The organism is Pseudomonas sp. S2_H10 (genome assembly GCF_054668285.1).
Window position 1 is genome coordinate 4,007,841 of record NZ_CP162754.1, and the last position, 14,498, is coordinate 4,022,338.

Below are 14,498 nucleotides of genomic sequence, written 5' to 3' on the forward strand. Positions count from 1 at the left end.
AATTCAAAATTTAGCCGGGGAGTATAGCGCCCCGGAGCGGACGACCGGTCAGCGATCACACCGGCAGTACATCCAGCGGCAATTTCAGTTTGGCGGCCAGTGCCTGCGCCTCGAGATGCCCGGCAGGCGCCAGCAGGCGCAGGGTCATGCCTGATTGCGCGGCCATTTTTTGCGCTTCGGTGATTAGCCGTTCGGCAACACCACGGCGACGGGTAATTTTTCGCACACATATTTGTGACAAATGCCAGGCGTCTTGGTGCCTTTGCAGGCGGGCTGCGCCCAGCAGGCGATCATTGAAGCGTCCGGCGATCAGTGTGCCGTCGCGCAAACAGTCTTCGATCAGCTGCGCTTCCCCGGAAAAAGGCGCGAACAGCCAATCCGGAGCGTCGTGGTAGATCTTCTGCAGATCCTGCCGATCCTGGGGCGTGGCTTGGTTCAGCAGCTCGACAATGATCGGCATGGTGATTCCTGTGGGGGTCGGTGAGAGATCGGATAACGTACAAAACGTGATGTCAGTTTGGTTTTTCTGTCACCTGCAAATGGTAACCTTCGCCCGTTCGTCCGTCCTTCTGCGACTTGTTGTCGCACTACAGGGTGCTCCACCGAAAAAAACGGTCATGCGTGCGTGCAAAAGGCCGGGAGTGAACCGTGGCTGGCGAACCATACTAATAATTGGGGGATACACAATGACTACGAGCACCACGGCGGACGGCTTCGGCGCCGACCAGCCCGCGTTCCTGTCCAAGGAGCGGATCATCGCCAGGCCCGGTTTCAACCGCTGGCTGGTACCACCGGCCGCGCTGGCCATCCACTTGTGCATCGGCATGGCCTACGGCTTTTCGGTGTTCTGGTTGCCGTTGTCCAAGGCGCTGGGCATCACCGCTCCGGTGGCCTGCGCGCCCGACATGAGCTTTATCGCTCAGGTCTTTTCGTCGCAGTGTGACTGGCCGATCTCGATGCTCGGCTGGATCTACACCCTGTTCTTCATCTTCCTGGGCTGCTCGGCGGCCATCTGGGGTGGCTGGCTGGAACATGCCGGACCGCGCAAGGCCGGTGTTGTATCGGCGCTGTGCTGGTGCGGCGGTCTGCTGATTTCGGCGCTGGGGGTGTATACCCACCAGATCTGGCTGATGTGGATCGGCTCCGGGGTCATTGGCGGTATCGGCCTGGGCCTGGGCTACATTTCGCCGGTGTCGACCCTGATCAAATGGTTCCCGGACAAGCGCGGCATGGCCACCGGCATGGCGATCATGGGCTTCGGCGGTGGTGCGATGGTCGGTGCGCCGTTGGCGACTGCCCTGATGAGCCACTTCGGTTCGCCAGAAGGCGTTGGCGTATGGCAAAGCTTCGTGGCCATGGCCGCGATCTACTTCGTGTTCATGATCGGTGGTGCACTGTCCTATCGCGTGCCGCCAACCGGCTGGAAGCCTGAAGGCTGGACTGCTCCGGCGAAAAAAGCCTCGAACGCGATGATCACCAACCGTCACGTACACGTGAATGTGGCGTGGAAAACCCCGCAATTCCGCCTCGTTTGGCTGGTGCTGTGCCTGAACGTGTCCGCCGGCATCGGCATCCTCGGCATGGCTTCGCCGCTGTTGCAGGAAGTGTTCGGCGGCAAATTGCTGGGCAATGACCTTGCGTTCGGTCAACTGGATGCAGGTCAATTGGCTTCGATCGCCGCGATCGCCGCCGGTTTCACCGGTCTGCTGAGCCTGTTCAACATCGGCGGGCGTTTCTTCTGGGCTTCGTTCTCGGACTACCTGGGCCGCAAAAACACCTACTTCGTGTTTTTCGCCCTGGGCTTTGCCCTGTACGGACTGATTCCGAACCTGGGTCATCTGGGCAGCATCGCGCTGTTCGTGGCGGCGTTCTGCATCATCCTGTCGATGTATGGCGGTGGTTTCGCGACTGTTCCGGCGTATCTGGCGGACCTGTTCGGCACGCAAATGGTCGGTGCGATCCACGGTCGCCTGCTGACGGCGTGGGCGGCTGCCGGCGTGCTCGGTCCAGTGCTGGTCAACTACCTGCGTGAGTATCAGCTGAGCATCGGCGTCGAGCGTGCGGCGGCGTACGACATCACCCTGTACATCCTCGCCGGCCTGCTGGTGCTGGGGTTCCTGTGCAACCTGCTGGTGCGTCCGGTGGCCGACAAGTACTTCATGACCGACGCCGAACTGGCCGCCGAACAGGCGCTGGGGCACGACAAAGGCGCTGATGCCAGCACGTCGCTGGAGTGGAAAGCAGCGCCGGGCACCAAGCCTCTGGCGATTGCTGCCTGGCTGGCTGTGGGCATTCCGCTGGCGTGGGGTGTCTGGGTAACCCTGCAGAAAACGGCAGTCTTGTTCCACTAAAGCCAACCCCTGTAGGAGCCGGCTTGCTGGCGATCGCTGCGACGCGGTGTGTCAGATACACCGCGTCGCCTTGATCGCCAGCAAGCCGGCTCCTACATGTCATGACAGGTATAACGACGGGGTTGCTGAATTCACTCCGTCAGCGATATCACCTCCCGTGTTTCTGTTTGGCGCCCGCACGCCTATAATGGCTGCCTTTTTCGCCCAATGATTTTGCGGAGCTGGTGATGGCCGAACGTATGGCGTCTGTCGAGCGCGACACTCTGGAAACCCAGATCAAAGCCTCGATCAACCTTGATGGCACCGGAAAGGCCCGATTCGATATCGGTGTTCCTTTTCTTGAGCACATGCTGGACCAGATCGCCCGTCACGGGCTGATCGACCTGGATATTGTCAGCAAGGGCGACCTGCATATCGACGACCACCACACCGTGGAAGACGTTGGTATCACCCTCGGCCAGGCGTTTGCCAAAGCCATCGGCGACAAGAAAGGCATCCGTCGCTACGGCCACGCCTACGTGCCGCTCGATGAAGCGCTGTCGCGCGTGGTGATCGACTTCTCCGGCCGTCCAGGCCTGCAGATGCACGTGCCGTACACCCGCGCCACCGTCGGCGGCTTCGATGTTGACCTGTTCCAGGAATTCTTCCAGGGCTTCGTCAACCATGCATTGGTCAGCCTGCACATCGACAACCTGCGTGGCACCAACACCCACCACCAGATCGAAACCGTGTTCAAGGCTTTCGGCCGCGCCCTGCGCATGGCCGTCGAGCTCGATGACCGCATGGCCGGGCAAATGCCATCGACCAAGGGCGTCCTGTAATGCAGACAGTCGCGGTTATCGATTACGGCATGGGCAACCTGCACTCGGTGGCCAAGGCCCTCGAGCACGTGGGTGCCGGCAAGGTCTTGATCACCAGCGATGCCAACGTGATTCGCGAAGCCGACCGGGTGGTTTTCCCCGGCGTCGGCGCGATCCGCGATTGCATGGCGGAGATCCGTCGCCTCGGCTTCGATTCGCTGGTCCGTGAAGTCAGCCAGGACCGCCCGTTCCTCGGCATTTGCGTCGGCATGCAAGCCTTGCTCGATACCAGCGAAGAGAACGATGGCGTCGACTGCATCGGCCTGTTCCCGGGCGCGGTGAAGTTCTTCGGCAAGGATCTGGTCGAAGACGGCGAACACCTGAAAGTCCCGCACATGGGCTGGAACCAGGTGAAGCAGAAGGTCAGTCACCCGCTGTGGCACGACATTCCGGACATGGCGCGTTTCTACTTCGTGCACAGCTACTACATCGCTGCGGCCAATGCGCGCCAAGTGGTCGGTGGCGGTCATTACGGTGTCGATTTCGCCGCGGCGCTGGCCGAAGGCTCGCGTTTCGCCGTGCAGTTCCACCCGGAGAAAAGCCATACCCATGGCCTGCAACTTCTGCAGAACTTCGCTGCGTGGGACGGTCGCTGGTAAATGGCAATCAAGAAAAAGCCGCCGATCCTGACCCTCACTCCCGAGCAGGAGAGCGAGGCCAATCGCAAGATCAAGCGTTTCATGGAAGACCGCTTCGAACTCGACCTCGGCTCGTTCGAGGCGGCGGAGATTCTTGAGCTGTTTACCCGTGAAATTGCTCCGCACTATTACAACAGGGCGATTTTCGATGTGCAGGCGCACCTCAAAGAGAGGTTCGAAAGCATCGAAAGCGACCTGTGGGCGCTCGAGAAAAACTGATTTTCGAGCCAAGCTGAACATTCAAATTTGAAGGTTTGCCAGATGCTGATTATTCCCGCTATCGATCTTAAAGACGGTGCCTGTGTTCGTCTGCGCCAGGGCCGCATGGAAGATTCCACAGTGTTCTCCGATGACCCGGTGAGCATGGCTGCCAAGTGGGTGGAGGGCGGTTGCCGCCGTCTGCATCTGGTCGACCTGAACGGCGCCTTCGAAGGCCAGCCGGTCAACGGCGAAGTGGTCACCGCCATCGCCAAACGCTACCCGAACCTGCCGATCCAGATCGGCGGCGGTATCCGCTCGCTGGAAACCATCGAGCACTACGTGAAGGCGGGCGTGAGCTACGTGATCATCGGCACCAAGGCCGTGAAAGATCCGGCTTTCGTCGCCGAAGCCTGCCGCGCGTTCCCGGGCAAGATCATCGTGGGTCTGGATGCCAAGGACGGTTTTGTCGCCACCGACGGCTGGGCTGAAATCAGCACCATCCAGGTGATCGACCTGGCCAAGCAATTCGAAGCCGACGGCGTCTCTTCGATCGTTTATACCGACATCGCCAAAGACGGCATGATGCAGGGCTGCAACGTGCCGTTCACCGCTGCGCTGGCGGCGGCAACAAAAATCCCGGTGATCGCTTCCGGTGGCATCCACAACCTGGGCGACATCAAGACCCTGCTCGACGCCAAAGCGCCAGGCATCATCGGCGCCATTACCGGCCGTGCGATCTACGAAGGCACCCTCGATGTCGCCGAAGCGCAAGCTTTCTGCGATTCGTACAAAGGCTGAGGAAACGACCATGGCCCTGGCCAAACGCATCATCCCTTGCCTGGACGTGGACAACGGCCGGGTGGTCAAGGGTGTGAAGTTCGAAAACATCCGCGACGCCGGTGACCCGGTGGAAATTGCCCGTCGCTACGACGAGCAGGGCGCCGACGAGATTACCTTTCTCGACATCACCGCCAGCGTCGACGGCCGCGACACCACGCTGCACACCGTCGAGCGCATGGCCAGCCAGGTGTTCATCCCGCTGACGGTGGGTGGCGGTGTACGCACCGTGCAGGACATCCGCAACCTGCTCAATGCCGGCGCGGACAAGGTCTCGATCAACACCGCCGCGGTGTTCAACCCGGAGTTCGTTGGCGAAGCCGCGCAGCATTTCGGTTCGCAATGCATCGTGGTCGCGATCGATGCGAAGAAGGTTTCCGGACCTGGCGAAACCCCGCGCTGGGAAATCTTCACCCATGGCGGTCGCAAGCCAACCGGCCTCGACGCGGTTGAGTGGGCGAAGAAAATGGAAGGCTTGGGTGCCGGCGAAATCCTGCTCACCAGCATGGACCAGGACGGCATGAAAAACGGCTTCGACCTGGGCGTCACCCGCGCCATCAGCGACGCGCTGGGCATCCCGGTGATCGCCTCCGGCGGTGTCGGCAACCTGCAGCACCTGGCGGACGGCATTATCGAAGGCCACGCCAGTGCGGTGCTGGCGGCGAGTATTTTCCACTTCGGCGAATACACGGTGCAGGAAGCCAAGGCCTATATGGCTCATCGCGGAATCGTGATGCGCTAAACAAACCAATGCAGGCCAGTGGACATCATGGCGTGCCCAAGGCACTCTTGGGTACGCCATGGATTTCGGTAGCCAGACATGCTTAAACGCTTTCTTCTCGTCCTTGCCAGCGCCTCTCTGTTGTTGATCAACGGAGCACACGCAAAAGACAGTCCTGATACCGACGTGGTGTTGCTGACTGAAAACTTCCCGCCGTACAACATGGCGAAGAACGGCAAGAACTTCGCTCAGGACGAGAACATCAATGGCATCGCCACCGATATCGTCCGCGAAATCTTCAAACGCGCCGACATTACCTACAGCCTGACGCTGCGTTTCCCTTGGGAGCGGATCTACAAACTCACCCTGGAAAAACCCGGTTACGGCGTATTTGTCATGGCGCGGTTGCCGGATCGCGAGAAGCTCTTCAAATGGGTCGGCCCGATTGGCCCGGACGACTGGATCATGCTGGCCAAGGCTGACAGCAAGATCACCCTCGAAACCTTGGATGACGCGCGCAAGTACAAGATCGGCGCCTACAAGGGCGATGCCATTGCCGAGACGCTGGCCAAGCAAGGTCTCAGCCCGATCGTAGTGCTGCGTGATCAGGACAACGCCCGCAAACTGGTCAGCGGCCAGATCGACCTGTGGGCCACCGGCGATCCGGCCGGGCGCTATCTGGCGCGCCAGGAAGGGGTCAACGGGTTGAAAACCGTATTGCGCTTCAACAGTGCCGAGCTGTACCTGGCCCTGAACAGGAACGTGCCGGACGAGACGGTGGCCAAGCTCCAGGCGGCGCTGGACCAGATGCGCAAGGAAGGGCGCGTGGACGAGATCATGGCGCAGTATCTCTAACGGCACACCCCTTGTAGGAGCTGGCTTGCCAGCGATGGCGGCCGCAAGCGCAACGCAATGTTCCAGACCGCTTCGCCGGCAAGCCGGCTCCTACAGTGATCGGGGCGGCAGCGAATCAGCGGTATACGCCATCCTTCCCATGCGCCGCCGTCGCCCGATTGCCGCGCACGCTGATCATCTGTCGGATATCAATCCACTCGATCCCCTGAGCCTTGAGCCTGGGCAGTTCGCGCTCCAGCACCGCCAGCGTCTGTGGATACGGATGGCCGATCATCACCGCCGAACCCTGCTTGTGGGCGAGGCTGATCGCCGTCTGCAATTGGGTGAGGATCGCTGCTTCAGTGCGTTCATCGTCAAGAAACACATCCCGCGAAACGCTCGCCAGGCCGATCTTCTGCGCTTCGGCTGCGGCCACGGTCTGGGCGCTGGTGCGGCTGTCGACGAAAAATTTGTGCCGACGCTGCAGGTCGGCCATCAACCAGGCCATGGCCGGCCGCTGTGCGGTCATGCGGCTGCCCATGTGATTGTTGATGCCGCTGGTGTACGGGACCCTCTTGAGCGCGGCGCTCAGGCGCGTTTCCAGCTCTTCGATGGGCAACTCGGGATGCCAGGCGAACGGTCCGGTGGCCGGGTCCATGGGCATGTGCAGGATGACGATCTTGCCGGCGCGATGGGCTTCGCGGGCGAATTCGGTGGCGTGGGGTGTGTCGGGCATGATTGCCGTGGTCACCGGGCCGGGCAGGGCCAGCACGCGGCGATCCCGGGGCAGGTTCTGCCCGAGGTCATCGATGATCAGGCTCAGGTAGGCTTTCTGCGGTGCAGTCGAGGCGGGCGCTGCGTGAGCAACACCCGCCAGACAGCAAAGCAGACCGAGAACGTACCGCAGGCGCATCCTCAACGGCCGGACGTGATGCTCAGCCCTTTGAGCAGGCTCAGGGCCTGGGCCAACTGGTAATCATCGTCCTGTGGCATCGGCTTGGCTTTGCCGCTGGAACCGGTCGGTTTGTCGGCGCCGCCGTTGCCGTTGCCCAGGTGACCCTGCAAGTCGGCTTCCTTGAAGTAGTCGTTGTCTTGCTCGCTGGTGATCTTGGCCTTGCGCACTTCGATGTCCGGGACGATGCCCTGGGCCTGGATGGAGCGGCCGTTCGGCGTGTAATACAGCGCCGTGGTGATCTTCAAGGCGCGATCATTGTTCAGCGGCAGTACGGTTTGCACCGAGCCCTTGCCGAAGCTGGTGGTGCCCATCAGCACGGCGCGTTTCTGGTCCTGCAGGGCGCCGGCGACAATTTCCGAAGCCGAGGCGCTGCCGCCGTTGATCAGCACGACCATTGGCACGGCTTCGCTTTCGTCCTTGCCGGTGGCAGAGAAGCGCAGCTCGGAGTTGGCGATGCGGCCCTTGGTGTAGACGATCAGCCCCTTGGTGATGAAGTGGTCGACCACTTCCACCGCCGCCTGCAGCACCCCGCCCGGGTTGTTGCGCAGGTCGAGGATGATGCCCTTGAGCTTCTTGCCGTTGTCCTTGCGCAGCTTGGCCAGGGCCTTGGAAACCTCTTCACCGGTCTTGACCTGGAACTGGGTGATGCGAATGTAGCCGTAGCCCGACTCCAGCAACTGGCTCTTCACGCTCTTCACCTGGATGACGGCGCGGGCCAGGGTCACGTCGAACGGCGTGCCGCCATCGCGTACCAGGGTCAGAGTGATTTTTTCGCCGATCTTGCCGCGCATCTTGTCCACGGCTTCGGTCATGCTCTGGCCGCGGGTGGGCTGGCCATTGATCTTGACGATGAAGTCGCCGGCCTGAATGCCGGCCTTGGAAGCTGGAGTGTCGTCGATGGGCGACACCACTTTGATGAAGCCGTCTTCAGCGCCGACTTCGATGCCCAGGCCGCCGAACTCGCCGCTGGTGCTTTCCTGCAGCTCGGCGAAATCTTCAGGGCCGAGGTAGGCCGAATGCGGGTCGAGGTTGCTGAGCATGCCCTTGATGGCGTTCTCCAGCAGGGTCTTGTCGTCCACCGGTTCGACATAAGCGGCCTTGATCCGGTCCATCACCTCGGCAAAGGTGCGCAACTCGTCCAGCGGCAGTGGCGCCTTGGTGGTCGCGGCAGTGCCCGCCGGCGCAACCGCCGGGGCTGGTTGAGCGGCAAACGCCAGAGGCGCGCCGATCACCAGGGCGATCGCCAGGGCCAGAGAGGTAAGGCGGGACAAATGCAGCATGTCGAACGAACTCCTGAATTAGGCGACGCGCTTATCCTTGCGCGTGACACCATTGCGCAGGGTCACTCGGGTGACCCTGCTGACGAATTGCGAAATACAGTGCTGGTGTGTCCTGCCCGCCACTGTTACCGACAGTGGAAATAGGCTCACCGGCTTTTACAACGTCACCCGCAGACTTGAGCAGCGTCTGGTTGTGACCGTACAGACTCAAATAACCGTTGCCGTGGTCGAGGATCACCAGCAGCCCGGCGCCGCGCAACCAGTCGGCGAACACCACGCGACCACCGTGTACGGCATGCACCGCACTGCCGGCAGACGCGCCGATCATCACGCCATCCCACTTGGTCCGGGCATCATCGCCACGGTTTTCACCGAAACGCGCAAGCAGTCGACCATCGACAGGCCAGGGAAGTTTGCCGCGGGTTGATGCAAACGCGCCGCCAAAGGTCTCGCCGGAGCTGGAAACCAGTGCGCCGGGAGTCGATCTGACCGGTTTGCGTGGGGCGTCGTCGCCGGCTTCTGCCTGCGCCTGGGCCTCACGTAAACGCTTTTTTTCGGCTTCCTGCTGGGCGATCAGCGCTTTTTGCCGCGCTTCTTCTGCCTCACGGGCCTGGCGGGCCAGAGTTTCTTCAATGGTTTTAAGGACTTTAGACAGGTCTGCCTGATCCTGCTCGCGCGCCGCCAGTTTCTGATCGCGAGCCTTTACGTCGTCATTGAGCTTGGCCAGGACTTGCTGGCGCTCCTGGCGAACTTTCTCGAGTTCACCGCGCTGGGTGTCGAGGCTGCTTTGCTGCACCAGCAATTGCGCCTGCTGCATGGCGATGTCTTTTTCGACATTGGTCAGCTGGCGCAGGGTTTCGTTGAAGTTCTTCAACTGCTCCAGGCGGGCCTGGCTCAGGTAATCGTAATAGGTGAGGGTGCGGGCGAATTTTTCCGGATTCTGCTGGTTGAGCAGCAGCTTGAGGTATTCCTGACGCCCGTTCTGGTAGGCCGCCCGGGCCTGCATGGCGATCAGTCGTTGCTGTTCAGTGCGCGCGCTCTGGAGTTTTTTTCTCCGCATCGAGTCGCTGCAGCTCGGCTTCGCTTTTCTTCAGCTCTTTTTGCAGGGCATCGACCTGCTTCTCGAGCTTGCCCATTTCGGTCTCGGTGCCCTTGAGGTCTTTCTGTACGCCGGACTTCTCTTCCTGCAGCTTGCCCAGCAGTTTCTTCAGCTCGGCAATGTCCTGACGCGTGGCGTCCAACTGTTGTTGGGTTTCTGCGCGCTCGTCAGCAAAGGCCGGTTGGAGCAGGCATGTCAGGGCTAGGGCTATCAGGACGCGAAGCATAGGGGCGGGCGGCACCAGGGAAAGGGACGGCCTAGTATGCCCGCCATGGCCGGCAAAAAAAATGCCCATTTCTGACTGTGTGATAACTGGAGCAAGTAGCAGCATGAATTCCATTTCGAAAACCCCATAAACCACTGTGGGAGCTGGCTTGCCAGCGATTGCGTCGGCACATTCAACATAGCTGTTGGCTGCCATACTGCTATCGCTGGCAAGCCAGCTCCCACAGGGTTTTGCGGTTTTTGGACGACCCGGTTACACCAGAATCGAAGTCCCAGTCATTTCCGCCGGTTGTTCAAGGCCCAACAGCTTCAGCATGGTCGGCGCCACGTCTGCCAGTACGCCGCCTTCGCGAACTTTCAGATCGCGTTTGCCGACATAGATGAAAGGCACCGGCTCGGTGGTGTGTGCGGTGTGCGCCTGGCCGGTGGATTCATCGGCCATTTGCTCGACGTTACCGTGGTCGGCGGTGATCAACGCTTCGCCACCGACCTTTTCCAGGGCGTCGACGATGCGGCCCACGCACAGGTCCAGGCATTCAACAGCCTTGACCGCGGCCTCGAACACGCCGCTGTGGCCAACCATGTCACCGTTGGCGTAGTTGACCACGATCACGTCGTAACGCTGGTTTTCGATGGCGTCGACGATGCGGTCGGTGACTTCCGGTGCGCTCATTTCCGGCTGCAAGTCATAGGTGGCGACTTTTGGCGACGGAATCAGGATGCGCTCTTCGCCCGGGAACGGTTCTTCACGACCGCCCGAGAAGAAGAAGGTCACGTGGGCGTACTTTTCGGTTTCAGCGATGCGCAGCTGGGTCTTGCCGTTTTTCGCCAGGTAGTCGCCCAGCACGTTTTCCAGGCTGCCGGCGGCGAAGGCCGATGGCGCAGGGATGCTGGCGGCGTATTGGGTCAGCATGACGAAACCGGCCAGTTTCGGCTGGCGGGCACGCTCGAATTCACTGAAGCCGTCTTCGACGAACACGCGGGTCAGCTCGCGGGCGCGGTCGGCGCGGAAGTTCATGAACACCACGGCATCGCCGTCTTCGACTTTTACCGGCTCCCCGATGGAGGTGGCTTTGACGAATTCGTCGCTCTCGCCCCGCTCGTAAGCGGCTTGCAGGCCTTCCTGGGCGGTGGCGGCGTTGAACTCGCCCTGGCCGTCGACGATCAGGTTGTAGGCCTGGGATACGCGGTCCCAACGGTTGTCGCGGTCCATGGCGTAGTAACGGCCGATGATGCTGGCAATCCGGCCTTTGCCCAGTGCCTGGAAGGTCGCGTCGAGCAGTTCGATCGACGATTGCGCGCTTTTCGGCGGAGTGTCGCGGCCGTCGAGGAAGGCGTGCAGGTAGATGTTCCGGGCGCCGCGCTTGAAGGCCAGTTCGGCCATGGCGACCAGGTGATCCTGATGGCTGTGCACGCCGCCATCGGACAGCAGGCCCATGAAGTGCACGGCTTTACCGGCGGCGACGGCTTTGTCCACGGCGGCGCAGATGGTCGGGTTCTCGAAGAACTCGCCGTCGCGGATCGATTTGGTGACGCGAGTGAAGTCCTGATACACCACGCGGCCGGCGCCCAGGTTCATGTGGCCGACTTCGGAGTTGCCCATCTGGCCATCCGGAAGGCCGACGTCCATGCCGCTGCCCGAGATCAGTCCGTTCGGCACGGTGGCCCACAGGCGGTCCAGTACGGGCTTCTTCGCGGCGAAGATGGCGTTGGATTCAGGGCTCTCACTGTGACCGAAGCCGTCGAGAATGATCAGGACCAAAGGTTTAGGCGTGGTAGTCATGGATTCGACTCGTGGCTGAGATAAAAGGGGCAATGGAAAAGGGAGTGGCAGTTTAAAGCGAAGTTCCGGCCACGTCACCGCCGGACGGGGTTTGGCCCACCATAGTGGCTGTGTATACTGGCCGACATTTTAACGCCCTGGAACCTCCTTCGATGGTTGCTCACCTGATTGAATTCGCCACTAACCACTACATTCTCGTCGGTATCTTCGTCGTACTGCTGGCGTTGCTGATTGCCTATCAAATGCAGGGCGGCGGCCGCAGCCTGAGCACCGGCGAACTGACCGGCCTGGTCAACAAGGACGCGGGCGTCGTGGTCGACATTCGTTCGAACAAGGATTTCGCCGCCGGTCATATCGTCGGTGCGGTGAACATTCCCCAGGACAAGCTGGCCGCCCGCGTTGGCGAGCTGGAAAAGCACAAGGCCAAGACCATCATCCTGGTCGACGCCATGGGCCAGACCGCCGGCACCCACGCCCGCGAATTGATGAAATCCGGCTTCACCGCCGCCAAGCTGTCCGGCGGTATCTCCAGCTGGAAAGCCGACAATCTGCCGCTGGTGAAGTGATATGAGCAATGTCGTCGTCTATTCCAGCGATTACTGCGGTTATTGTTCCCGGGCCAAACATCTGCTCGTGAGCAAAGGCGTGGCCTTCGAGGAGATCAAGGTCGATGGCAAGCCGCAGGTGCGCGCTGCGATGGCCCAGAAGGCCGGGCGTACGTCCGTGCCGCAAATCTGGATCGGCAGCACCCATGTGGGCGGTTGTGATGATTTGTTCGCCCTGGAGCGCGCCGGCAAGCTCGACGCGCTGCTCAAGGCCTGACGGCAATACCCCAAACAAGCAAACCTAAAAGAACCCTGGATCAAGAAGGATCTGCGATGACTGACCAACAGAACACTGCTGCGAACGAAGAAGAAACTGCACCGCAATTCTCCTTGCAGCGCATTTATGTGCGTGACCTGTCATTCGAAGCTCCGAAAAGCCCGGCGATCTTCCGCCAGCAGTGGGAGCCGAGCGTCGCGCTGGATCTGAACACCCGTCAAAAGGCTCTGGAGTCCGACTTCCACGAAGTCGTGCTGACCTTGTCGGTTACTGTGAAAAACGGTGACGAAGTGGCGTTCATCGCCGAAGTGCAACAGGCCGGGATCTTCCTGATCAAGAACCTGGACGACGCTTCGATGAGCCACACCCTGGGCGCGTTCTGCCCGAACATCCTGTTCCCGTACGCTCGCGAAACCCTGGACAGCCTGGTGACCCGCGGTTCGTTCCCGGCACTGATGCTGGCTCCGGTGAACTTCGATGCGCTGTACGCGCAAGAGCTGCAACGCATGCAGGCGGCCGGCGAGACTCCGACCGTTCAATAAGCTGCGCTGCTAAAAAATCGCGGGCAAGCCCGCTCCCACAGGTTTTGCACAATCCTGTGGGAGCGGGCTTGCCCGCGATTGTTTCTGTCAGGCGAAAAAGATCTTTGGGTTACGTGAAACCGTTCTGACGCCAGGCTTCGTAAACCGCGACGGCCACGGTATTCGACAGATTCAGGCTGCGGCAGCCTTCGCGCATTGGCAGACGCAGGCGTTGCTCGGGGGGCAGGGCGTCCAGCACGTCCGCTGGCAAGCCACGACTTTCCGGACCAAAGAGAAACGCATCACCCGGGGCAAAGCTGGCATCGTGGAACGGCCGCGAGCCCTTGGTGGTAAAGGCGAACAGCCGTGGATGGCCGAGGCTTTCCAGGCAGCTGGCAAGGTCCGCGTGGCGTTGCAGGGTGGCATACTCGTGGTAGTCGAGGCCGGCCCGGCGCAGGCGCTTGTCGTCCATCTCGAAGCCCAGCGGTTCGATCAAATGCAGGTGGCAGCCACTGTTGGCGCACAGCCTGATAACGTTGCCGGTATTCGGCGGAATTTCTGGTTGGAAAAGGATGACGTGAAACATGCACGGCTCCGAAGGTAAAGATGACGCGCATTCTACGCCGCCAGAAGGCGTGCGTTCGAAACTATTCCTGCGGGTGATGGCTTCGCTGGCGATTGTCGGGGTGATGGTCGGAATGATGATCGGTCGCCTGACCACGCCAGACCCCAGTCAGCTGCAGCAGGTTGAAGTGACGAACTACGGGCTGGTGGTGTGGTTCAACAACGAACCCAAGACCCATGGCGAGATGGTTGATGGCAGTGTCGCGCTGCTGTTTGGCGCCGAGGGCAAGGCGCAGAAAGGTCAGCTCAAGCTCGGCGGCAAGGACGTGAACTGGCGGGTGCGTTTGAGCGATGGGGGGTTGTTGCTGACGCTGGTGGCGGCCCGGCCCCTGCAAGGCGAGTGGACCGGTAGCGAGGTCGATGACCGCTGGCGGCTGGAGATCCATCTCCGGGAGCAATAAAAGAGGGAATCCCCGGCCTGCCTGTACCAAGGTCCCCAAAACGGGAGGCTCGTCGCAAGTGCGGTGTGAGCCTGGTGTAAAGAAGGAACCCCTGACCTGCCTGTATCAAGGGCCCCAAAACGGCTGGGCTCGTCGCGGGTGCGGTGTGAGCCCGATGTAAAGAGGGGAATCCCCGGCCTGCCTGTACCAAGGTCCCCGAAACCGGGTGGGTGAACTGATTCACTTGAAAGGGTTATTGCAGGGGGCGTGCCAGGTTTTAACATTGCGAAACAAAAAACGCTGAAAGCCCCGAAATCCGGGGCTTTCGTGTTTTTTCGACAGGGGTTCGATAGCGAATGCAGGCGGG

General features: G+C 61.0%; 16 protein-coding genes and 1 pseudogene. 11 read left to right on the forward strand and 6 right to left on the reverse strand.

Translation table 11 applies throughout. The features are described 5' to 3' along the window. Window positions 1-55: 55 nt before the first annotated feature. Window positions 56-460: an acetyl-CoA sensor PanZ family protein gene (locus tag AB4O16_RS17945; RefSeq protein WP_160390684.1), complete on the reverse strand. Its 405-nt coding sequence runs from the start codon at window positions 458-460 to the stop codon at window positions 56-58. 226 nt (window positions 461-686) lie between these two features. Between AB4O16_RS17945 and AB4O16_RS17950 the strand changes: the two genes are divergently transcribed. From AB4O16_RS17950 to AB4O16_RS17980, 7 genes are all read left to right on the forward strand, one after another. Then, window positions 687-2,351 (forward strand): OFA family MFS transporter, encoded by a 1,665-nt coding sequence (locus tag AB4O16_RS17950; RefSeq protein WP_160390683.1) that lies wholly within the window; start codon window positions 687-689, stop codon window positions 2,349-2,351. A gap of 227 nt (window positions 2,352-2,578) precedes the next feature. After that, window positions 2,579-3,172, forward strand: coding sequence for an imidazoleglycerol-phosphate dehydratase HisB (gene hisB, locus AB4O16_RS17955; RefSeq protein WP_007897437.1), 594 nt, complete (start codon window positions 2,579-2,581; stop codon window positions 3,170-3,172). After that, window positions 3,172-3,810: an imidazole glycerol phosphate synthase subunit HisH gene (hisH, locus tag AB4O16_RS17960; protein ID WP_160390682.1), complete on the forward strand. Its 639-nt coding sequence runs from the start codon at window positions 3,172-3,174 to the stop codon at window positions 3,808-3,810. Before hisB ends, hisH begins: the two co-directional genes overlap by 1 nt. Further along, on the forward strand, window positions 3,811-4,068 hold the full coding sequence (locus AB4O16_RS17965) for a DUF2164 domain-containing protein (protein ID WP_093227621.1): 258 nt from the start codon (window positions 3,811-3,813) through the stop codon (window positions 4,066-4,068). It begins immediately after the preceding gene. A 42-nt stretch (window positions 4,069-4,110) separates the two neighbouring features. Beyond that, entirely contained in the window at window positions 4,111-4,848 is a 738-nt protein-coding gene (gene hisA / locus AB4O16_RS17970; protein WP_027617356.1) for a 1-(5-phosphoribosyl)-5-[(5-phosphoribosylamino)methylideneamino]imidazole-4-carboxamide isomerase, read from the forward strand. Between the two features lie 10 nt (window positions 4,849-4,858). Further along, on the forward strand, window positions 4,859-5,629 hold the full coding sequence (gene hisF / locus AB4O16_RS17975) for an imidazole glycerol phosphate synthase subunit HisF (RefSeq protein ID WP_007972752.1): 771 nt from the start codon (window positions 4,859-4,861) through the stop codon (window positions 5,627-5,629). A 78-nt stretch (window positions 5,630-5,707) separates the two neighbouring features. Further along, window positions 5,708-6,463 carry a substrate-binding periplasmic protein gene (locus AB4O16_RS17980; protein WP_460155454.1) on the forward strand — a complete coding sequence of 252 codons (756 nt, stop codon included), beginning with the start codon at window positions 5,708-5,710 and terminating at the stop codon, window positions 6,461-6,463. Between the two features lie 115 nt (window positions 6,464-6,578). On the opposite strand, the gene AB4O16_RS17985 is transcribed toward AB4O16_RS17980, so the two are convergent. The 4 genes and pseudogenes from AB4O16_RS17985 to gpmI all read right to left on the reverse strand — a co-directional run bounded on the left by AB4O16_RS17985 (window position 6,579) and on the right by gpmI (window position 11,784). After that, window positions 6,579-7,355, reverse strand: coding sequence for a divergent polysaccharide deacetylase family protein (locus AB4O16_RS17985; RefSeq protein WP_460155455.1), 777 nt, complete (start codon window positions 7,353-7,355; stop codon window positions 6,579-6,581). A gap of 2 nt (window positions 7,356-7,357) precedes the next feature. Beyond that, on the reverse strand, window positions 7,358-8,677 hold the full coding sequence (locus AB4O16_RS17990; RefSeq protein ID WP_460155456.1) for a S41 family peptidase: 1,320 nt from the start codon (window positions 8,675-8,677) through the stop codon (window positions 7,358-7,360). A 31-nt stretch (window positions 8,678-8,708) separates the two neighbouring features. Further along, a pseudogene (locus AB4O16_RS17995) lies at window positions 8,709-10,002 on the reverse strand (murein hydrolase activator EnvC family protein). A 252-nt stretch (window positions 10,003-10,254) separates the two neighbouring features. After that, entirely contained in the window at window positions 10,255-11,784 is a 1,530-nt protein-coding gene (gene gpmI, locus AB4O16_RS18000; RefSeq protein ID WP_160390677.1) for a 2,3-bisphosphoglycerate-independent phosphoglycerate mutase, read from the reverse strand. 152 nt (window positions 11,785-11,936) lie between these two features. On the opposite strand from gpmI, the gene AB4O16_RS18005 reads away from it, so the two are divergent. From AB4O16_RS18005 to secB, 3 genes are read left to right on the forward strand one after another with little or no spacing between them, the layout of a single operon-like run. Further along, window positions 11,937-12,350, forward strand: a complete 414-nt coding sequence (locus AB4O16_RS18005) for a rhodanese-like domain-containing protein (RefSeq protein WP_160390676.1) — start codon at window positions 11,937-11,939, stop codon at window positions 12,348-12,350. Between the two features lies 1 nt (window position 12,351). Beyond that, the gene (grxC, locus tag AB4O16_RS18010) at window positions 12,352-12,606 is read left to right on the forward strand and encodes a glutaredoxin 3 (protein WP_460155457.1); all 255 of its coding nucleotides are present in this window, start codon (window positions 12,352-12,354) and stop codon (window positions 12,604-12,606) included. Between the two features lie 56 nt (window positions 12,607-12,662). After that, the gene (gene secB / locus AB4O16_RS18015) at window positions 12,663-13,148 is read left to right on the forward strand and encodes a protein-export chaperone SecB (protein ID WP_015093084.1); all 486 of its coding nucleotides are present in this window, start codon (window positions 12,663-12,665) and stop codon (window positions 13,146-13,148) included. A gap of 109 nt (window positions 13,149-13,257) precedes the next feature. Here secB and AB4O16_RS18020 read toward each other — a convergent pair whose 3' ends face one another. After that, the gene (locus tag AB4O16_RS18020) at window positions 13,258-13,713 is read right to left on the reverse strand and encodes a tRNA (cytidine(34)-2'-O)-methyltransferase (protein WP_160390674.1); all 456 of its coding nucleotides are present in this window, start codon (window positions 13,711-13,713) and stop codon (window positions 13,258-13,260) included. On the opposite strand from AB4O16_RS18020, the gene AB4O16_RS18025 reads away from it, so the two are divergent. After that, on the forward strand, window positions 13,712-14,152 hold the full coding sequence (locus tag AB4O16_RS18025; protein ID WP_460155458.1) for a hypothetical protein: 441 nt from the start codon (window positions 13,712-13,714) through the stop codon (window positions 14,150-14,152). The two genes, AB4O16_RS18020 and AB4O16_RS18025, sit on opposite strands and share 2 nt — an antisense overlap. The last annotated feature ends 346 nt before the right edge of the window (window positions 14,153-14,498 follow it).